Origin of the sequence: Streptomyces sp. NPDC091416 (assembly GCF_044756845.1) — a bacterium.
GTDB lineage: Bacteria > Actinomycetota > Actinomycetes > Streptomycetales > Streptomycetaceae > Streptomyces.
Window position 1 is genome coordinate 398,903 of record NZ_JBIVTU010000004.1, and the last position, 20,320, is coordinate 419,222.

General features: G+C 71.1%; 12 protein-coding genes. 3 read left to right on the top strand and 9 right to left on the bottom strand.

The features are described from left to right. Window positions 1-187: 187 nt before the first annotated feature. Complete coding sequence (locus ACIQMX_RS15310; protein WP_363075334.1) at window positions 188-1,195, top strand: LacI family DNA-binding transcriptional regulator; 1,008 nt, start codon at window positions 188-190, stop codon at window positions 1,193-1,195. A gap of 91 nt (window positions 1,196-1,286) precedes the next feature. Here the strand turns inward: ACIQMX_RS15310 and ACIQMX_RS15315 are convergent, their stop codons facing one another. From ACIQMX_RS15315 to ACIQMX_RS15345, 7 genes are all read right to left on the bottom strand, one after another. Beyond that, window positions 1,287-2,000 (bottom strand): hypothetical protein, encoded by a 714-nt coding sequence (locus ACIQMX_RS15315; protein ID WP_402478110.1) that lies wholly within the window; start codon window positions 1,998-2,000, stop codon window positions 1,287-1,289. 33 nt (window positions 2,001-2,033) lie between these two features. Then, window positions 2,034-4,286, bottom strand: coding sequence for a glycosyl hydrolase family 95 catalytic domain-containing protein (locus ACIQMX_RS15320; RefSeq protein ID WP_402478113.1), 2,253 nt, complete (start codon window positions 4,284-4,286; stop codon window positions 2,034-2,036). Next, the gene (locus ACIQMX_RS15325) at window positions 4,283-6,259 is read right to left on the bottom strand and encodes a beta-galactosidase (protein WP_402478116.1); all 1,977 of its coding nucleotides are present in this window, start codon (window positions 6,257-6,259) and stop codon (window positions 4,283-4,285) included. Before ACIQMX_RS15325 ends, ACIQMX_RS15320 begins: the two co-directional genes overlap by 4 nt. Window positions 6,260-6,280: 21 nt before the next feature. Further along, window positions 6,281-8,524 (bottom strand): 1,4-beta-glucanase, encoded by a 2,244-nt coding sequence (locus tag ACIQMX_RS15330; protein WP_402478118.1) that lies wholly within the window; start codon window positions 8,522-8,524, stop codon window positions 6,281-6,283. A gap of 58 nt (window positions 8,525-8,582) precedes the next feature. Beyond that, window positions 8,583-9,554, bottom strand: a complete 972-nt coding sequence (locus ACIQMX_RS15335; RefSeq protein WP_402478121.1) for a carbohydrate ABC transporter permease — start codon at window positions 9,552-9,554, stop codon at window positions 8,583-8,585. Beyond that, complete coding sequence (locus ACIQMX_RS15340; RefSeq protein WP_402478124.1) at window positions 9,551-10,678, bottom strand: ABC transporter permease; 1,128 nt, start codon at window positions 10,676-10,678, stop codon at window positions 9,551-9,553. Before ACIQMX_RS15340 ends, ACIQMX_RS15335 begins: the two co-directional genes overlap by 4 nt. A 100-nt stretch (window positions 10,679-10,778) precedes the next feature. Next, window positions 10,779-12,452, bottom strand: coding sequence for an extracellular solute-binding protein (locus ACIQMX_RS15345; RefSeq protein WP_402478126.1), 1,674 nt, complete (start codon window positions 12,450-12,452; stop codon window positions 10,779-10,781). A gap of 457 nt (window positions 12,453-12,909) precedes the next feature. Between ACIQMX_RS15345 and ACIQMX_RS15350 the strand changes: the two genes are divergently transcribed. Together ACIQMX_RS15350 and yicI are read left to right on the top strand one after the other, a co-directional pair. After that, entirely contained in the window at window positions 12,910-15,783 is a 2,874-nt protein-coding gene (locus tag ACIQMX_RS15350) for a glycoside hydrolase family 3 C-terminal domain-containing protein (RefSeq protein ID WP_402478129.1), read from the top strand. Window positions 15,784-15,841: 58 nt separating this feature from the next. Beyond that, window positions 15,842-18,121, top strand: coding sequence for an alpha-xylosidase (yicI, locus tag ACIQMX_RS15355; protein ID WP_402478132.1), 2,280 nt, complete (start codon window positions 15,842-15,844; stop codon window positions 18,119-18,121). Between the two features lie 66 nt (window positions 18,122-18,187). Here yicI and ACIQMX_RS15360 read toward each other — a convergent pair whose 3' ends face one another. Beyond that, a complete protein-coding gene (locus ACIQMX_RS15360) occupies window positions 18,188-18,724 on the bottom strand; it encodes a DUF4232 domain-containing protein (protein WP_363075314.1) in 537 nt (178 codons plus the stop codon). Window positions 18,725-18,900: 176 nt separating this feature from the next. Then, a complete protein-coding gene (locus ACIQMX_RS15365; protein ID WP_363075312.1) occupies window positions 18,901-20,268 on the bottom strand; it encodes a cytochrome P450 in 1,368 nt (455 codons plus the stop codon). Between the last annotated feature and the right edge of the window lie 52 nt (window positions 20,269-20,320).

Below are 20,320 nucleotides of genomic sequence, written 5' to 3' on the forward strand. Positions count from 1 at the left end.
ATCAGTGAGTCGAAGCGCTTCGACAGGGCTATGGACACGCTGTGCGGGCAGGTCTAGGCTCGCATCATCCCGGCATGTGGCAGGCGGAGCAGGTGAAGTCGAAGCGCTTCGCCTCATCCGCCCGAAGCTGGCGGTGCAGGCCGGTCTCCGTGCCGGTGTCCGACGATGTTCCTTGATGGAGAGCTGAATGGTCACGCTTGCCGAGGTCGCACAGCACGCCGGAGTCTCCGCGAGCACGGTGAGCTATGTCCTCAGCGGGAAGCGGTCCATCTCGGTGTCCACCCGGGAGCGGGTGGAGCTGAGCATCCAGCAGCTCGGCTACCACCCCAACGCCGGCGCGCGGGCGCTCGCCAGCAGCCGGTCGAACATCATCGCGCTCATGGTGCCGCTGCGCACCGACATGTACGTCCCCGTGATGATGGAGATCGCCATCGCGGTCGCCACCACGGCCCGCACCCACGGTTACGACGTCCTCCTCCTCACCGGGGAGGAGGGTCCCGCCGCGGTACGGCGCATCGCAGGCAGCTCGCTCGCCGACGCGATGATCCTCATGGACGTCGAACTCCACGACGAGCGGCTGCCGTTGCTCCGCGACACCGACCAGGCCGCCGTGCTCATCGGGCTGCCGGCCGAAACCGACGGGATGACCTGCGTGGACCTCGACTTCGAGGCGACCGGGGCGCTCTGCGTGGAACACCTGGCCGGCCTCGGCCACCGTGAGGTCGCCGTGATCGGTGAGGCGGCCGCGGTCTACGAGCGCCACACCGGATTCGCCGAGCGCACGGTCGACGGCATACGCGCCAAGGCGCAGGAGACCGGCGTCCGTGTGCTGCACCGCCCCTGCGAGGGCGGGTATCCGGCGATGGCGCAGACCCTGTCGCGGATCTTCGACGAACGCCCCGGCACCACGGGGTTCATCGTGCAGAACGAGTCGGCGGTGGAGCCGCTGCTCAATCTCCTGCGGCAGCAGGGCCGGGCCGTGCCCGAGGACGTCTCGGTGGTCGCGATCTGTCCGGAGCAGGTGGCCTCCCAGGCTTCGGTGCGGCTCACCTCGGTCGCCATTCCCGCACAGGAGATGGGGCGTCGCTCGGTCGAGCAGGTCGTCGCCAAGCTCTCCGGTCGGGGCACGGACGAAGTGGAGCTGCTCGCGCCCGAGTTGACGGTACGGGAGAGCACCGGTCCCGCCCCGCGGTAGCGGAAGGCGCACATGCGAGCCCGGCCTCCGGCCGAGGACGTGCACGCACGAGCCGGCCCCCGCGCGGGGGCCGGCTCCCTGTGTGTACGGGTCAGCTGGAGGAGACGCCGAATCCGTTGGTCCGGAAGTCCAGACCGCCCGACGACGAAGTGATCTCGTAGCCGAACTGCACGTCACCGATGGTCTCGTTGCCCCACCAGCCCTTGGTGTCCTTGATCCACTTCAGGATCGGCAGGATGTTCACCGTGCCGGCCGAGGAGTCCGAGGTGCGCAGGAACGAGAAGACCTCGTTGGCTCCGTTGTTGCCCTTGTAGACGGTCCAGGTGTGGCCGCCGAGCGTCACATTTCCCTGCGAGGTGCCCAGCGGTCCCACGGCACCGTTGTAGTTGACCCAGAGCATGACCTCGTAGTCGTAGTCGCTGTCCCAGATGTCGTACGACGTGTTGTACGCGCCCGACGACGGGACGGTGACGTTGTACGTGCTGGTGAGCGACTGCAGCGAGGTGATCGACTTGTTGACGACCTTCTTGGCGTTCGGGTACGACTTGATGCCGCCCGTGTTCGGGTGGTCGGCCCAGACGCCCCAGTTGCCGGAGGAGTTGGCCCAGATGGACTGCGCACCTGCGCCGGAACCCCAGATGTTGTTGTAGAGGGTGTAGCCGTCGGAAGTGGTGTAGTTGCCCCACTGGTCCGAGGAGGACCAGATCGCGGCCTGGGCGGGGGCGGCGGCGAAGCCGATGAGGGCCGCCACTGCCGCGGCCGGGGCCAGTACGAACCTGCTGAGCCTGCGGGTGCGTGTTGCCATGGTTGTCCTTCCATGGTGGGGGTGGGGGGAGTGCTACCGCGCCCCCAGTTCGAGGACGCGGTCCACGCCGGCCGTCAGCTCCAGTGGGGCCGAGGGTGTTCCGGCGGAGGCATCGGTGAGGGTGTGCCCGTCGCCCGTACGGATGTCGACGCGGGCGTCGCGGGTGGGATGGAGTACCGCGGTCGCGGTGCCGTCGGCGAACCAGCGCAGATCCAGTCCCGCGCCGAACCTCGTGCGCACACCGCGCAGTTCGCCGCCCGGACAGCCGGCCAGGGGTGCGGGCAGCAGGACCAGTCGGTGGGGTGTCGACTGGACGAGCGACTCGATGACCGCCGCGGGCAGCGCATGGGCGGCGTCCGCGTTGTACACGTTGCGGGACGGATAGTGGGAGCTCATCAGCGAGTCGTGGAAGAAGTCGCCCGCCAGGACGGCCTCCAGCGCCGCCGAGACCCGCGCCCCGTCCCGCAGCCGTGCGGCGATCAGCGCATGGTGCAGATGCCCGTGCGCGGAGTCGTTCTCCGATCCGCGCAGCTCCAGTGCGCGGTGTGCGGCGGTCGCGAGCTCGGGGGTGTCGTACGGATTGATCGCGTCCAGCGGCCACACCGGGTAGAGGTGGCTGAGATGGCGGTGGTCGTACGTCTCCGCCAGCCCCGGCCACGCCCACTCGGCGAGCGCGCCGTCCTCGTTGACCCGGTACGCGGGAAGCCGGTCCGCGAGCGCCCGCCGCCGGGCCGAGGACGGCGCGGTGGGGGAGCGGTCGGCCGACGCGGTGAGGGCGTGGCGGGCCGCCGCGAGGTCCATCGTCGCGTTCACCGTGCCCCAGCTCGCGTTGGCCGGGCGGTTCTCCGGTGAGTAGGAGGGCACGACGGCCACGGTGCCGTCGGGCGCGGTGCGGGTGAGGAAGTCCTCGTAGAACAGGGCGACTTCGTGGAGCGCGTCGACCAGGCGGGGATCCGTCGCCCCGCTCGTCTCGGCGTGCTCGATCAGCGGTTCCAGGAGCCAGTCGGCTCCGGCCGTCCACAGATGCAACGGATACGCGCGCTGGTAGTGGCGGGTGAGTCCGGACTCGCCGTCGGTGTGGGACGGGGCGACGATGCCCCGTGCCCCGAAGATGGCCCGCGCGTTGTCCCGCCAGTCGGCCAGCTGGCCGTAGACCAGGGCCGCGTGGGCCTCGGTGACCTCGGGCAGCGCACCGGCCGCGGCCGAGGCGATCTGGAGGTTGAGGTTGGCGTTCGTGGTGAACGCCCCGGACCAGGCGGTGTCCCAGTCGCCCGTCCACAGGCCGGTCAGCCGGGGCGGCAGAACGCCGGACGACGCGTACAGGTGGTAGCGCCCCGCCGCGAACAGTCTTTCCAGTAGAGCGGGGCTTCCCGGTCTGAGGATCAACTCGCTCCCGGGCAGGGCCCGTTCCGACGGATCGGCGTCCAGCTTCAGGGAAGCCCGCTCGAAGGCCGGGCGGTGCAGGGCGCGGTGCCGGTCGAGGAGCGCCGGGTAGTCGTCACGCGGCAGGGTCGCGCACTCGGCCATGAGGTCCAGGCTGCCCGTATGGCGTCGTACCCGCGTCAGCAGCAGCAGGCTGCGGGCACCCTCGATCCGGATGCCCTCGCCGAACACGGACACCTTGCCGCCGTCCGCCCGGACCACGGTGACCCCGGTGTAGGCGGCTTCGCTGTCCGGGTAGCCCGCGCGCAGCGTCAGCCGGCCGCCGTCGGGCGTCAGCACGGTGCTGCGGCCGATGGCCAGGTGCGGCGGGGCGCCGGGCAGCGCGTGGTCCAGGGTCAGGTCCACCGCGAGTCCGGGGCCGGTGACGTACTGGACGATCACGTCGTCGGCGCGGGAGACGAAGACCCGGCTGCTCCGGCCCTCGCACACGGCCGTGATCTCGCCGGTGGCGAAGTCGACCGTGCGGCGGTAGCCCGGGGGCGGTTCAGTGCCGTCAGGGGCGGTTGACGCGTCCGGGGTGGGCCGGATCCTCGTCTGGAACGCCGGATGGAAGGGCTGCACCCACGCCAGCGGCCGGCCCGCCCCGAACCGCTCGGCGGCCGTGGTGTCCCCGGCGAGCAGCGCGCTCTGCAACCGGTGCAGCCGGTCCGCGAGCTCCGGCGGACGCAGGTGCTCGCTGCCGTTGGGCCGGACCAGGGTGTGGTGGTTGACGATGACCCGGTCGTCGGCCGGGTCCCCGTACACCATCGCCCCGTGCCGGCCGTTGCCGCCGAGGAAGGCGTCCTCCCAGCGGGCGGCGGGGCGCGGTTCCCACGTACCGTCGACGGGGGTGCGGGCGCTCATGGGGCCGCGCTCCGCAGCACGGCGACCCCGTGGCGGCCCAGCTCCACCCGGTCCTCGACCGTGCGGCCGGTCAGCAGGTCCTCGTACGAGCCCGGCACCGGCACGGTGACGGAGCCCCGGCCGTGCTGGAGGAGGAAGAGCAGGTCGCCGCGGCGGACCGCCTCCACACCGTCCGGCAGCCCGGCCAGGACCGGTGTCACACCGGCCTCCCGCACCACGTCACCGAGCAGTCCGCGCAGCGCCGCCGGCTGAGGCAGCGTCGACAGGTAACGGGAACGGCCCCTGCGCAGCACGGCCGGCAGCCCGGCGAGCTCGCCCTCGCGGTACGCGGCCACGACCTCGGTTCCCTCGGCGGCCTCCAGCTCCTCCGACCACAGGGTGCCGTCGAATCCGTCGCACGCCACGGCCTCGCCCGCTTCCAGCGGCCACCACTCGTGCAGCGTGCGGATCCCGAACAGGGCGCGCAGCCTCTCGTCCATGCCGCCCGGACGGATGCGGTCGTCCACGTCGGCGACCCCGCTGAAGAAGCCGCAGACGAGCGTCCCGCCGCCCTGCGCGTACGCCACGAGATTGTCGATCGAGGCGTCGTCCAGCAGATACAGATGCGGGACGGCGACCGCCTTGAACCGGCTCAGATCGGCGTCGGGACGGGCGAAGTCCGTGACGACACCGTTCTCCCACAGCGCGCGGTGCCAGCGCTGCACGACCTCGGTGTAGTCCAGCAGCGAGGACGGCCTGCCCTCCTGGCTGCCCGCCCACCACGAGTCCCAGTCGTGCAGGATCGCCACATCGGCCGGCACGTCACTGCCGCCGACGGCCGGACCGATCGTGGCGAGTTCCGCTCCCAGCCGCTTGATCTCGCGGAACGTACGGCCCTGTTCACCGGCGTGCGTGAGCATCCCGGAGTGGAACTTCTCCGAACCCTGCCGGGACTGCCGCCACTGGAAGTAGCAGACGGCATCCGCGCCGCGCGCCACGGCCTGCAACGACCAGAGCCGGTTCAGGCCCTCGGGCTTGGGGTGGTTGACGCCCCGCCAGTTGACCGGGCCCGCCGCCTGTTCCATCAGCATCCACGGGCCGGCGGCCTGCGAACGCGTCATGTCGGCGAGCATCGCGTTGTACTGGCCGCCCTGCGGGTCCCGGGGGTCCGGATAGATGTCGACGGAGACGATGTCCTCCTGCGCGGACCAGGCCCAGGCGTCCTGCCCCGACCACAGCGGCATGAAGTTCGTCGTCACCGGAACGCGCGGGGAGTGCCGGGCGACGATGTCGCGCTCGGCGACGTAGCACTCCATCAGCGCGTCGGAGGTGAACCGCTTGAAGTCCAGCACCTGCGCCGGGTTCTTCATGTACTGCGCCTTGCGCGGCGGCAGGATCTCCGTCCAGGAGTCGTAGCGCTGGCTCCAGAAGGCGGTGCCCCACGCCTCGTTGAGCGCGTCGACCGTGACGTACCGGCTGCGCAGCCACCGGCGGAAGTGGGCGGCCGTCTCGTCGCACCAGCAGTGGGTGCAGTACTCGTTGTTGATGTGCCACACGGTGAGCGCGGGATGGTCCGCGTACCGCGCGGCGAGGTCCTCGGTGAGGGCCGCGGCGTAGCGCCGGTAGACGGGGGAGCTGGCGCAGAACTGCTGGCGCGAGCCGTACCAGACGACCGAGCCGTCCTCCGTGCGCGGCAGGGTCTCCGGATGCCGCGCCCCCATCCAGGGCGGCGGGGACGCGGTCGGAGTGGCGAGCACGACGCCGATGCCGTGGGCGTGCATCAGATCCATCAGCCGGTCCAGCCAGCCGAACTCCCGTGCTCCTGGGCGTGGTTCGATCTTCGCCCAGGAGAAGACGCCGAGAGTGACGGAGTTGACGCCGGCGTCCTTCATCAGCCGGGCGTCGTCCTCCCACACCTCCTCGGGCCACTGCTCGGGGTTGTAGTCGCCTCCGAAGAGGATGCGGCCACGGGCTGCGTCGCGCAGGGACGGCATGGCGTCTCTCGTTCCTTCTGCTTATGCGGGTTCTGCGTACTGGATGCCGCGGCCGTTGGTGCCCAGATAGACGCGGCCGTGGACACGGGGGTCGCCGGTGATCACTTCGCCGGTCCAGCCCCACTGGTGGGAGTCGTCGTTGATCCGGACCCAGGTGGCGCCCGCGTCGTCCGAGCGCAGCACCGCCACGCCGTCGTGCGTCGCGGAGACGCGGCCCGTCTGGAAAACCGCCGGGTAGCCCGCGCCGGGGTGCTTGCGGCCCCTGACCGGCGCGGCCTTGCCGAAGCCCAGGGCGTGCGAGGCCTGGCAGCCGGCCACCGCGGCGAACGTCAGCCCGCCGTCCGTCGAGCGGAACAGTCCGTTGTCCTTCGCGGAGAGCCAGAGATCGCCGCTGCGGCCGGGCGCGGCCGCCACCTTGAACTGCACGTCACCGGACGGGAGTCCGGTCGCGCCGCGGGTGAACGTCGCCCCGCCGTCCGTGGACCGGAAGACCGCTCCGGTGTCGGTGTCGTAGACGTAGAAGCGCCGTGGGTCCAGCGGATCGGCGACCGGGGCGCCGCCCTTGGGGAACGTGGCGACCTCGGCCCAGCTTGCCCCGCCGTCGGTGGAGCGGTGCGCCGGGTACTTGGTGCCGTCCCAGTGGACGAACGACCAGAGCAGGACCGACCCGTCGGCGGACACGGCGACCGGTCCGGGAGCGGATGCGGCCATCTCGGGCTGGGCGGAGAACGGCTGCCAGGTCCTGCCGCCGTCGTCCGACGACGCCCCGGCGGAGGTGGAGCCCGACGGCCAGCCCGTCCGTACGACGTACGAGGGCCTGCGCGCGGCCAGGGCGAGGCCGGTGGCCGTGCCGAAGACCGGGTTCGACGCCATGCCGCGCGACGGGGAGGCGGTGAGCGAGTCGTGGTACATGACCCCGATGTCGCCGAGGCCGCTGAGGAGCCGGGCGCCCCTTCCGGGCGGGGCGAGCAGGAACCGTACGGACGACTCCTCCAGGCCCCGGATCTCCGGGGCCCAGTGGACGAGGTCGCGGGTGCCGAAGAGCGTCGCGCCGGTCCCGTACACGATGTGCCGGGAGTCGAACGGGTCGACGGCCACGGCCTGGATCCACCAGCCGAACTTGGCCTCCCCGCCCCAGCGCAGGTACGGCGTCTCCGCCACATCGAGGACCGCGGTGTCCTTCAGCGAGGTCCAGGTGGCGCCGGCGTCGGTGGAGCGGAACACCGTGTCGATCTGCGACCAGCGGTTGTTGGTCGTCACGACGAGCGTCCCGGCGCGGCGCGCGTCGACCGCGACGCCGCCGTAGCCGAAGCCGTCACCGGCTGCGGCGTCGGGCCGGACCGGCGTCACCTCGCTCCACGTGTCCGTCACCGTGTCGAGCCGGTGCACCGAGCCGGCGGACTGCCCGTTGGGGCCCGGGGCGTCCGCGTAGGTGACGTAGAGGGCACGGCCTCGCGCGTCGTACGCCGCCCGGACCGGCACCTTCACCGCCGCGTTCCCGGACGGCTGCCCGGGCACGGCCTCCCAGCCGCCGGAGCCGTCCGTACGGTAGAGCGCGCTGCCGCCGTCGCCCCAGCCCGCGTAGACCACCCGGCCCGCGGCGGCGAGGAACATCACGCCCTGGCCGCCCGCCGTCGGGGTGGCGGGGAAGTCGGCGGACGCCCAGGTGGCGCCCCGGTCCGTGGAGCGCAGCAGTCCGTCGTGGCGGGTGCCGAGCCACAGCGTGTCGCTGTCCCGCGGGTCCACGAGCAGCCGCTCGCCGGCCCCGCGCCCGTCCTCGTTGGCCCCCAGACGCACGGTCAGGCCGGCCCGCTTCCAGGTCGCCCCGCGGTCCTCGGAGCGGAGCACCGCGCCGGGGCTCGCCCAGGACTGGGCGTACGTGCCGCAGGCCAGGTAGAGGCGGTCCGGGTGCGCCGGGTCGACGGCCAGGGCCTCGATGCCGAGCAGGTTCCAGTCGTCCCAGCCGAGGTGGTCGGTGAGCGGGGTCCAGCGTGCCCTGTGCCCGTCCCAGCGGTAGGCGCCGCCGATGTCGGTGCGGGCGTAGGCGAGGCCCTTGACCGCCGGGTGGAACAGCACCCCGGTGACGAACCCCGTCCCGCCGATCGCCGCGGTCCGCCAGCGATGGGGTTCGGCCGAGCCGTGCGCGGGGTGCTTCGACGCGGCCGCGGCGGGGCCCGCGGCCGGGAGGGCCACGGACGCGGCGGCGACGGCGGCTCCCGCGAGCACGGTTCTGCGACTGGGCGTGGGCGCGGAGGAAGCGCGCATGGCGAGAACACCTTCCGGACGAGGGAGAAGGGACGAAGGAGCGGAGGCGGTGCGGGCATCAGCCCTTCACGGCGCCGGTGAGCATGCCCTTCTGGAAGTGCTTCTGGACGAACGGCGACAGGATCGCGACCGGGATCAGCGCGAGGATCATGACCGCCATCTGTACGGCGAGGCTGTTGATCTGGCCGTTGCTGACCGCCGCGCCCATGGCACCCGGCGGCACCTGGTGCTGGAGGACCAGCTGACGCAGGATCATCTGCAGCGGGTACTTGTCGCTGTCCTGGATGTACAGCATCGCGTTGAACCACTGGCTCCAGTAGCCGACCGCGTAGAACAGGGAGATCACGGCGATCACGGCGCGCGACAGCGGCATGATGATCTGGAGCAGGATGCGCCACTCGCCGGCGCCGTCGATGCGGGCCGCGTCGATGAGTTCGGGCGCGGTGTCCATGAAGAAGCCGCGCAGCACCAGCACGTTGAAGACGCTGATCGCGCTGGGCAGGATCATCGACCAGTAGCTGTCGCTCAGCCCGATGCCCGTGACCAGCAGGTACGTGGGGATGAGGCCGGCGCCGAAGAACATCGTCGCCATGAGGGTCATGAGCAGCGGACGGTGGGCGTACGAGTCGCGGCGGCTGAGCCCGTACGCGCAGAGGATCGAGACGACCATGCTGACCACCGTGCCGACGACGGTGAGGCCGACGCTGACGGCTGCCGCGCGGGTCACCGCGCCGCCGCTGAGGAGCTCCTTGTACGCGACGAAGGTGATGCTCTTCGGCCAGACCACCAGGCCGCCCGCGTCGTTGATCGCCTTGGTGTCGGAGAGGCTGGTGACGAGCACCACCCAGATCGGGATGATCACGATCGCGCAGATCGCGACGAGCCCGACGCCCTTGAAGGCGAGACCGGCCTTGGTCGGTTCCTCCTCCCACACCGGTCGGGGTTCCATCCGCAGGGCGCGCTGGAGCGGGGTCTCCGCGCGCGGCGCGGGCTCTGCCGGGTCCTTCTCACGTTCCAGGAGAGTTGTCATTTCTTGGAGTACACCCCCTGCTCGCCCAGCATGTGGGCGACCTTGTTGGCACCCAGCACCATGGCGACGCTGAACAGTCCCTTGAAGACGCCGGCGGCGGCCGCATAGCCGAAGTCGCCGGTCTTGATGCCTGTCCACCAGATATAGGTGTCCAGGATTTCCGAGGCCCCGGAGCCGACCTGATCGCGCTGGAGCAGGATCTGCTCGAAGTCGAGGTTGAGCGCGCTGCCCACCCGCAGGACGAGCAGGAGCGCGATGACCGGACGCAGGGCGGGCAGCGTGACGTGCCACATCCGGCGCCAGCGGCCCGCGCCGTCGACGGCGGCGGCCTCGTACAGATCGGTGTTCACGGCGGCGAGCGCGGCCAGGAACACGATCACACCCCAGCCGGCGTCCTTCCACACGGCCTGGGCGGAGACCAGGAACTTGAAGAAGCCCGGGTTGGTCATCAGGTCGAAGCCCTCGTGACCGTGGTCGCGCAGCCACTGGGCGACGAGTCCCGCCCCGCCGAACATCTGCTGGAACACGGTGACGACGAGCACCCACGAGAAGAAGTGCGGCAGATAGACGACTGCCTGGACCCAGGCCCGGATCCGCGCGCTCATGATCGTGTTGAGGAGCAGCGCGATGGCGATCGGGATGGGGAAGAAGAGGACCAGCTGGGTGACGAAGATGACCAGGGTGTTGATGAGGACTTCCCAGAAGCGGTAGTCCTCGAAGATCCGGGTGAAGTTGTCGAAGCCGACGAAGGGGCTGCCGGTGATGCCCAGGTCGTACACGTCGTAGTCCTGGAAGGCCACGATGTTCCCGAGCAACGGGATGTAGTTGAAGATCAGCAGCAGCGCGATGGCCGGCACCGTCATGAGCACCAGGGTGCGGTCGCGGTACAGCCGCTGGCGCCAGGTGATGCCGCCCAGCTGCGGTCCGGTGCCCGCCGGCCCGCTCTTCGCCGGCTTCTTCTTCGCCGGGCCCTTCCTCGCCGTACGGGATCCGCGCGTGCCGGTCGCGCGGGACCTGTCCGTCAGTGTGCCGCTTGCGTCCGGCCCGTCACCGCCGCCGGCCGGGGCGCCGGCCCCGTCGGCGGTGCGGTCCGGGTCGGTCGTGACCGTGGCCCGTGGCTTCACCGTGTGCTCCCCATGTCGTGCTCTCCGCCCCGGCCGCCGGACTCCATGCGCCCGGCGGCCCTTGTGCTGTGCTGCGTACGGTCGGTGTGCGTCGTACGCGTCAGACGCCGGAGCCGTTCTTGTCGAGAATGTCCTGGTACCAGGCGCGCAGCTTGTCGCCGCCGCTCTTCTTCCAGGTGTTCACGGCCTCGTCGACGTCGCTGACCTTCTTGCGGCCGCGGCGGATGTCCTTCTGGAGGTCGTCGAACGGCGTGTAGAGCGAGGCGTACCGCTGCGGCTCGACGACCTGCATGCCGAAGAACAGGGGCTTCTTGATGTTCGGGGCCTGGCGTGCCATCCAGCCCGCGTAGTCCTTGGCCAGCTGCGGCTGGTCCGGGTAGGCGATCGAGGTGGGCGGCGAGGCGACGAACAGGAAGGTGGAGGGCTGCGCCTCCTGGACGCCCTGCGGGGTGTAGGTCGGGGCGCCGTCCTTGATCGTGTAATGGGTGCCCTTGATGCCGTAGTTGGTGAGCATGAACTCCTCGGTGCCGAACGGCGCGGCGGCGTAGTCGGCGATCGCGAGGAACTCCTCGATCTTCTCCTTGGGGAGCTTCTTGCTGAGGAAGGTGAAGATACCCGCGGGGTCGGACTGCCAGAGCGTCGGCTTGCCGCCGTCGGCGCCGAAGAAGTCGAGCGCCTGCATGTCGAAATCGGGGTTCGCGGTCGCCTGCTCGGTGACCATGCCCTTCCAGCCACCGGTGCCGTCGTTGTACATCACGGTGTGACCGCTGGTGAAGCGGATCTTGGCGTCGGCGTCCTTGCCGGCCTCGGCGTCCGGGTGGACGTAGCCGCCGTCGTGGAGCTTGCGGGCGAAGGCCAGCGCCTCGCGGTACTCCTTCGTCTCGATCTTGTGGACCAGCTTGCCGTTCTCCAGCTGCCAGTAGTGCGGCGCGTCGGGGAGCACACCGAAGATCATCTGAATGCAGGTCCAGAGGTCGTCGAACGCCCAGACCTTCTGCTTGGGGGCGGTGTGCTCCTTGCCGAAGGCCAGCAGGTCGTCCGCGCTGGCCGGAACGGCGCCCGAGCCGATGAGGTCCTTGCGGTAGAAGATCGCGTTGCCGATGATCGGCGTCGGCATGGGCAGGCCGCGCAGCTTGCCGCCGAACACGGAGTACTGCCAGGCGCCCGTCGGGATGTTCGCCAGGTTCGGGTACTTCTTGGCGGCGTCGCCCGCCAGGAACGGGGTCAGGTCCGCGAACTTGGCGGTGATCGCGTTGCGGATCTGACCCTGCATGTTCCAGCCGGGGATCGTCATGACGTCCGGGATGTCCGAACCGGCGAGGACCGCGCCGATCTTGTCCTGGTACGTGTTGCCGTCCTGCGGGTCGAAGTTGAGCGTGGCGCCGACCGCCTTGTTGACCGCCGTGTAGTACGGGTTGTTCTTCTTCGGGACGGTGCCCCACAGCGGCGTCATGACCCGGAAGGACGAGCCCTTGCCCGGGACCGACTTCACCGAGACGACCAGCGGGTCGGGCAGCTTGGTGAAGCCGGGGCTCGAACCGTTCACGCTCGGGACGTCGGGCTCGACCAGGTTCAGCGGGGCGTAGGACGGCACAACCTTCTTGAGGGCCTTGCCCGTTGTCGTGCCCTCCTTGCTCCCGGAGCCGGAACCGGAGCCACCGCACGCGGCGAGCAGCGGTACCCCGCCGGCCACGGCGACAGCGGCGACCGCGCCAGTGGCGAGGAAGCTTCTCCGGCTCGGAGCCGTGGAGGAGGGGGTGGAATTCGGCGTCATTGCGTCAACCCTTCGAGGCGCACCAGGACGACACGTGGCGGGCGACCGCCGTTCGGTTCCTGTGTCTGAGGTGGAGCGTTGCTGACTGGGCCGGTGTGACCGGCCGCAGGTGAAGCGGTTCAACAGGGAAGCGGCAGAACCTGTCGCCGTCCCGGGGAGATCAAGGGCGCCGGGCGCCCCATCGAAGCTCTGTCGAAGCGCTTCGATGTTGCAGCGAGGTTAAGTGAAGGGTCCCGGCCGCACAAGAGTCCGTTTCCAGATTCCTCCGACCTGTTTCCGAACCGTTTCCTGACGCATTGAGGGGTTGTCGTGGACGGAGGTCGTCGACGGGGCCTTGACAGGCGCGGGGTTGGCCGCAGAGCATCGAAGCGCTTCGAAAGATCTTCCGCAGCTCCCTGTGTGCTCGTGCCAGCCACCGGAACCGGAATACCTCCCACCTCTCCAAGGGGACCCGCACGTGACGGAACAACCGCAGCCCTTCCGCGACCCGCAGCTGCCCTTCGCCAAGCGCGTCGACGATCTGCTTCAGCGGCTCACGCTCGACGAGCGCATCGCGATGCTGCATCAGTTCGCACCGGCGGTCGACCGGCTCGGGCTCGGCTCCTTCCGGACCGGTCAGGAGGCGCTGCACGGCGTGGCCTGGATGGGCCCGGCAACGGTGTTCCCGCAGGCCGTGGGCCTCGGCGCCACCTGGAACGACGAACTGGTGCGCCGCGTCGGCGAGGCCGTCGGCAACGAGGTCCGCGCCAAGCGCGCCCAGGACGACCGCGTCGGCCTCAACGTCTGGGCCCCGACCGTGAATCTGCTGCGCAACCCGCTGTGGGGCCGCGGCGAGGAGGGGTACTCCGAAGACGCCGGGCTGACCTCCGCCATCGCGGTCGCGTACACCCGAGGACTGCGCGGCGACCACCCGCTCTACTGGCGTACCGCCCCCGTCCTCAAGCACTGGCTCGCCCACAACAACGAGACCGGCCGCGACATCACCTCGTCCTCGGTCAGCCCGCGGGTTCTGCACGAGTACGACCTCAAGGCCTTCCGCGACGCCGTGCAGGCGGGCGCGGTGGCCGGTGTCATGCCGGCGTACAACCTGGTCAACGGGCGCCCCAACCACGTGTCGCCGCACCTGTCCCGGCAACTGCGCGCCTGGACCGACCGGTCGCTCGTGGTCTGCTCCGACGCCGGGGCACCCTCCAACCTCGTCGACTCCGAGCACTACTTCGACACCCATGAGGAGGCGACGGCCGCCTCCCTGCGCGCCGGGGTCGACAGCTTCACCGACCACGGCCAGGACTCCTCCGTCATGACCGGCCGCATCCGCGGCGCCCTGGAGCGCGGACTCCTCGACGAGCACGACATCGACACCGCCGTCCGTCGGCTGCTCGAACTCCGCTTCTCGCTCGGCGAGTTCGACCCCGGCCTCGACCCGTACGCGGACATCGCCGACTTCGACACCGAAGACCACCGGGCGCTGGCACTCGAAGCCGCCGAGCAGGCCGTCGTGCTGCTCAAGAACGACGGACTGCTGCCGCTGGACCCCGCCGCAGGCAGGACGGTCGCCGTCGTCGGCCTCCTCGCGGACGCCTGCAAGCTCGACTGGTACAGCGGCACGCTCATCCACCGCTCCACCCCGCTCGACGGACTGCGGGAACGCTTCGGCGCGGAGCACATCGTCCACACCGAAGGCGCCGACCTGGTCCGGCTGAAGTGCGCGGAGGGCTGGCTGCGGATCCCGGCGGCGGACGGGAGCCGGGAGCCGGTACGCGGCGCGGAAGGCGCCCTCGATCCGGCGCTGCTCGCGGGCCGCACCGATCTGCCGCCACTGACCTGCGGCGACACCCCGTCCGAGCTGGCGCTCGTGGACTGGGGCAACGGCGTGATCACCCTGCGGGAGCCGGCCGGCCGCTACCTGTCGGTCGCCGATGACGGCTTCGTACGCGCCTCCGCGGACGAGCCGGGCGGCTGGATCGTCCAGGAGACCTTCCGGTGGGAAGCGGTGGAGGGCCATGCGGACGGTCACCGCCTTCTGCACGTGGGAACGGGTAGGTATGTCTCTGTTGCCGCCGACGGCGTAAAGGTTGCCGCCCGGAGCGAAGAAATCCCCGGCTCCGCCGAAGCGCCCGGAACCGTCTTCGAGATGGAGGTGACCGAGCGCGGGGAGGACGCCGTCGCCCGCGTGGCGGCAGCCGCCGACACCGTGATCGTCGTGGCGGGCAACGACGCCCACATCAACGGCCGCGAGACCGAGGACCGCACCACCCTCGACCTCCCCGCCCAGCAGGAACGCCTGTGGCGCGCCGCCCACGCCGCCAACCCGCGCACCGTTCTCGCGGTCACCTCGGCCTACCCGTACGCCCTCACCGACGCGGCGGCCACGCTCCCCGCGTTGCTGTGGACGGCGCACGGCGGACAGGCCGCCGGAACGGCGCTCGCCCGCGTCCTCGCCGGAGACGTCTCCCCGGCGGGCCGGCTGCCGCAGACCTGGTACACCAGTGACGCGGAGCTGCCCGGGCTGCTGGACTACGACATCATCGGCTCCCGCCAGACCTACCTCTACTACGAGGGCGCCCCGCTCTACCCGTTCGGCCACGGCCTCTCGTACAGCGAGTTCACCTACAGCGCCCTGCACGCCGAGCGCGACGGCGACCTGGTCCGGGTCTCGCTGACCGTCACCAACACCGGGCCCGTCGCCGCGGACGAGGTCGCCCAGCTGTATGTGCGGGCGGTCGCGCCGTCCGTCGTCCGGCCGCTGCGCCAGCTGGCCGGGCACCACAGGCTGCACCTGGCACCGGGCGCCGCCGAGCGCGTCGACTTCCTCGTCCCCGTCACCGAGCTCGGCCACTGGGACGTGGCACACGGCCGCTGGGCCGTCGACCCGGGCACGTACGAGATCCAGGCGGGCGCCTCCAGCGCGGACATCCGCATCATCGCCGTCGTCACCCTCGACGGGGAGCCGTCCGGACCGCGTCCCGTCCTGACCCGCGGGCTGGAGGCGGCCGACTACGACGAGCAGCTGGGCACCGAGATCGTCGACCGGACGAAGGTGGACGGCGACGCGGTCACCGCCGTCGCCGGGAGCAACGAACTCCTCTACCGTCGCTGCGACTTCGCCGCCGGCACACGGGAGGCCGAGGTGCTGGCGGCGGGGGAGGGGGCCGTGCTGATCACCGCGGGCGGCGCCACGGTCACCGTCCCGGTCGCCGCCACCGGCGGACCGTACGACTACCGCCCCGTGCGCGCCGCCCTGAACGCCTCCGGCACCGCCGATCTGCGCGTCACGCTGCGCGGCTCGGTGCGCCTGGCCCGGATCGCGTTCACCGGGGACGACGCGTGAGCCGCACCGTCCGCACCCCTGCCCCCGTCCCTCCAGTTGCCCCCGGCAAGGAGTCCGCATGAAGTTCACCGACGGCTTCTGGCTCATGCGTGAGGGCGTACGCGCCTCCTACGCGACCGAGATCCGCGATCTGTGCGTCGGCGCCGACCAGTTCACCGCCTACGCCGCGGTCAAGCACGTCGCCGCACGCGGCGACACCCTCAACACCCCGCTCATCACGGTCGACTGCTTCTCGCCGGCCGAGGGCATCATCGGCGTGCGCACCACCCACCACGCCGGACGGGTCAAGCGCGGACCCGACTTCGCCTTCCCCGGGCTCGACCCGGCAGCCGCAGGCGCCCGGACCCGCCGCGACGGGGCGGTCACCGAACTGACCAGCGGGCCGCTGACCCTGCGCATGGACGGTGACGGCCCCTGGGGCATCACCTTCCTCGACGCGGACGGCCGCCGCCTCACCGGCGTCGACACCAAGGGCACCGCCTTCGCCACCACCCCGGACGGCGCCCACCACATGTTCGCCCAACTCGCTCTGGACGTCGGCGAGAACGTCTACGGACTCGGCGAACGCTTCACCCCGTACGTCAAGAACGGCCAGACCGTCGACATCTGGCAGGCGGACGGCGGCACCAGCAGCGAACTGGCCTACAAGAACATCCCGTTCTACCTCTCGTCCCGCGGCTACGGCGTCTTCGTCAACCATCCCGGCAAGGTCTCCTTCGAGGTCGGCTCGGAGTCCGTCGGCCAGGTGCAGTTCAGCGTCGAGGACCAGTCGCTGGAGTACTACATCGTCGCCGGACCGACGCCCAGGGAGGTCCTGGCCCGCTACACCGCACTCACCGGCCGCCCCGCCCTGCCGCCGGCCTGGTCCTTCGGCCTCTGGCTCACCACGTCCTTCTGCACCTCGTACGACGAGGAGACCGTCACCTCGTTCGTCGACGGCATGGCCGAGCGCGACATCCCGCTCTCCGTCTTCCACTTCGACTGCTTCTGGATGCGCGAGTACCAGTGGTCGGACTTCCTCTGGGACCCGGACGTCTTCCCGGACCCCGAAGGCATGCTGGCCCGGCTCAAGGAGCGCGGGCTGCGGATCAGCATGTGGATCAACCCGTACATCGCGCAGAAGTCGGCGCTCTTCGCGGAGGGCGCCGAACTCGGCTACCTGGTGCGCCGTCCGGGCGGCGACATCTGGCAGTGGGACCTGTGGCAGCCCGGCATGGCCCTGGTCGACTTCACCAACCCCGCCGCCCGCGAGTGGTACAACAGCAAACTCCGCCTCCTGCTCGACCAGGGAGTGGACTGCTTCAAGACGGACTTCGGCGAGCGCATCCCCACCGATGTCGTCTGGCACGACGGCTCCGACCCGGAGCGCATGCACAACTACTACGCGCAGATCTACAACCGCACGGTCTTCGAACTCCTGGAGAAGGAGCGAGGCCACGGCGAAGCGGTCCTCTTCGCCCGGTCCGCCACCGCGGGCGGCCAGCAGTTCCCCGTGCACTGGGGCGGCGACTGCTTCGCCTCGTTCACGGCGATGGCCGAGTCGCTGCGCGGCGGCCTGTCCCTCTCGCTGTCCGGCTTCGGCTTCTGGAGCCACGACATCGGCGGCTTCGAGGGCACGCCCGACCCGGCGGTCTTCAAGCGCTGGCTCGCCTTCGGCCTGATGTCCTCGCACAGCCGGCTGCACGGCAACGTGTCCTACCGGGTGCCGTGGGCGTTCGGCGAGGAGGCGGTGGACGTCGCCCGGAAGTTCACCCTGCTCAAGCACCGGCTGATGCCGTACCTGTACGGGGCGGCCGTCACCGCCCACCGCACGGGCGTCCCGATGATGCGCCCCATGCTGCTGGAGTTCCCCGGGGACCCGACGACGCGGATGCTGGACCGCCAGTACATGCTCGGCCCGGACCTGCTGGTCGCGCCGGTCTTCACGGAGGACGGTCAGGTCGAGTACTACGTCCCCGAGGGCACCTGGACCGTGCTGCTGACGGGCGAGACCGTCACCGGACCGGTCTGGCGCCACGAGACCCACGGCTTCGACAGCCTGCCGGTCCTGGTGCGCCCCGGCGCGGTGCTCCCGTGGGGCGCCGATGACCAGCGTCCGGACAGCGACTGGCTCGACGGGCTCACGCTGCGGGTCTTCGGCGGTGCGTCCACGGAGTCCGCCGGCGCGAGCACGTCCGTCACCGTGCCGGACCTGACGGGCGCGACCGCCGCCGAGTTCCGGGTGGTGCGGGACGGGGAGTCGCTGACCGTCACCTGCGAGGGCACGGACCGTCCGTACCGCGTGGTCGCGGAGACGACCGGGGCCGCGGCGGAGGGAACGGGGACGGTCACGCTGTAGTGCGTCCGCGGGGCGGGGGCGACGGCCTGCACGGGCGGTCGCCCCCGCCTCCGATTCGCACGCGGCTCAGCGCGTCGCCGCAGCCAGTGCCCGGTCCGCCGATCCGCGCGAGGTGTGCCACAGCGTGGTCACCGGCTCCCAGACCCGGATCCCGCGGTCCATACCCACGGCCGCCGCGCCGAAGGTGACCCCGTAGTGCGCGGGGTCGGCCGCCACGGACAGGCTGCGGACGACATGCCCCTGGCGGGTGCCGCGCTCCGCCGTGCGCACGGCCGCGTAACCCCGCTCACCCGGCGAGAGCACGTAGGAACCGCTGGTCGCGGGCGGGACGGGCTGGGCCGAGCCGTCGAGGCCCCGGAACGTGACCGTGGGGATACGGTCCACGACGCAGGTACGGCCGCCCCGGTTGGTGACGGCGATCCGCGCCACGTGGTGCCGGTCGCCGGGTGAGGCGGAGATCCTGAGGGCCTTCTCCTGGCAGTGGGCCGGGCGGGGCGACACCCCGGGGGCGGCCGCGCCGGCCGCGGCCGGCGCCCCGGTGGCCGTCAGGGCCAGGGCGGCCGCCGCGGTGAGCGCGGCGGTGAGAGCGGAACCTGGACGCATGATGCTTCTCCCCTTGGATCGACAGCCTGCGGTCGAGGCCGCAGGGCCCCGGTGGCCGGTACGGCCGACAGGGACATTCTGAACGGTATGCCCGGTTCATGGCGATAGATCGGACATATCGGTTCCGCATCTGTCGTGGTGCGTCGCGGCCCTGCCTCCCCCCGGGAGCGCATCCGTTACCGTGCCCGGACCGTGGCCATCACCTCGCGGTCGGGCTGCAGCGTCAGTGTCGGCACCGGATTGACCGTGCCCGGATCGACGTCCAGTTCGAAGCGCCGCGCCAGCACCGCGAGGATCAGTACCGCCTCGACCATCGCGAACCGGGTGCCGAGGCAGACCCGCGGACCGCCGCCGAACGGGAACCAGGCGTACTCCGCGATCTCGTCGCCCGTCTCCGCGTCCCACCGCTCCGGACGGAACTCCTCCGGCTCGGGGAACCACCGCTCGTCCCGCTGAGTGGCCCACTGGCTGCTCCACACCCTGGTGCCCTCCGGAATCGGCAGGCCCCCGATCCGTGCACCCTCCTTCGCGACCCCGGTGACCAGCCAGATCGTCGGGTACAGCCGCAGCGTCTCCTTGACCACCGCCTGGGCGTACGTGAGCTGCGCGTAGTCGTCGAACCCCGGCTCGCGGTCACCGAGCACCCGGTCCAGCTCCTCGGCCAGGGCGGCCCGGGTCCCGGGATTGCGGGACAGGAGGTACCAGGCCCACACCAGCGTCGAACTCGTCGTCTCGTGGCCGCCTATGTACAGCGTGACCGTCTCGTCGCGGATCTCCCGGTCGTCGAGCTTCGCGCCCGTCTCGTCGACGGCGGTGAGCAGCCGGCTGAGCAGGTCCGGACGCTCGTCCCCGCCGTCACGGTGCCGGGCCACGACCCGGCCCACCTCGGCGTCGATGACCGCGGCCGCCTTCTTGATCCTGGCCCGGCCCGGGGTCGGCACCCAGTCCGGGAGCAGGGCGCCGATGCCCGCGAACTCCTTGCCGATCTCCGCCTGCGCCACGTCCATGGCCCGGCCCATCGCCTCGGCGTCGGCAGGGGTGTCGACGCCGAAGATCGTGCGGACGGCGATCTTCTGCGTGAGCGCCGCCATCTCCCGCTTGATGTCGATGCGTTCGCCGCCCGACCAGGTGTCCGCGAGCTCCACCGTGCTGCCCGCCATGGTCGACGCGTACGACCTGACCTGCTTCGGTCGCACCGACGGCTGCACGAGCGACCGCTTGCGCCGCCATTCGGTGCCGCGCGCCACCACGACGCCGTTGCCCATGACCGTACGGAAGGCGATGCCGAGCGCCGGCTGGTCGAAGGTGCGCTCCGTCTCGGTGAGCAGTTCGCCTATGCACTCCGGATCGGCTATGAAGACGCAGGGGTTGGGGCCGAAGCGCCACTGGACCAGGTCCCCGTGGCTGCGCAGCCGCTCGAAGAACGCGAGCGGGTTCTTTCCGAACTGCGGCATGTTCCCGAGGAAGGGCAGGCCCTTCGGGCCCGGCACGATTCTGTGGCCGCGCGGTCCCGCATCGACGGCCGGGCCGGTCTCCGTGGACATGAGGAGTCTCCGCTCTGAGGGTCCGGCCGGGGTGGGTCACGCGCCACCGGCC

What these genes read in the sequence shown, in the direction of transcription:
- ACIQMX_RS15325 (WP_402478116.1), bottom strand. Translation starts at nt 6,259, where the DNA reads ATGCCGTCCCTGCGCGACGCAGCCCGTGGCCGCATCCTCTTCGGAGGC.
- yicI (WP_402478132.1), top strand. Translation starts at nt 15,842, where the DNA reads ATGAAGTTCACCGACGGCTTCTGGCTCATGCGTGAGGGCGTACGCGCC.
- ACIQMX_RS15365 (WP_363075312.1), bottom strand. Translation starts at nt 20,268, where the DNA reads ATGTCCACGGAGACCGGCCCGGCCGTCGATGCGGGACCGCGCGGCCAC.
- ACIQMX_RS15360 (WP_363075314.1), bottom strand. Translation starts at nt 18,724, where the DNA reads ATGCGTCCAGGTTCCGCTCTCACCGCCGCGCTCACCGCGGCGGCCGCC.
- ACIQMX_RS15315 (WP_402478110.1), bottom strand. Translation starts at nt 2,000, where the DNA reads ATGGCAACACGCACCCGCAGGCTCAGCAGGTTCGTACTGGCCCCGGCC.
- ACIQMX_RS15320 (WP_402478113.1), bottom strand. Translation starts at nt 4,286, where the DNA reads ATGAGCGCCCGCACCCCCGTCGACGGTACGTGGGAACCGCGCCCCGCC.
- ACIQMX_RS15345 (WP_402478126.1), bottom strand. Translation starts at nt 12,452, where the DNA reads ATGACGCCGAATTCCACCCCCTCCTCCACGGCTCCGAGCCGGAGAAGC.
- ACIQMX_RS15330 (WP_402478118.1), bottom strand. Translation starts at nt 8,524, where the DNA reads ATGCGCGCTTCCTCCGCGCCCACGCCCAGTCGCAGAACCGTGCTCGCG.
- ACIQMX_RS15310 (WP_363075334.1), top strand. Translation starts at nt 188, where the DNA reads ATGGTCACGCTTGCCGAGGTCGCACAGCACGCCGGAGTCTCCGCGAGC.
- ACIQMX_RS15335 (WP_402478121.1), bottom strand. Translation starts at nt 9,554, where the DNA reads ATGACAACTCTCCTGGAACGTGAGAAGGACCCGGCAGAGCCCGCGCCG.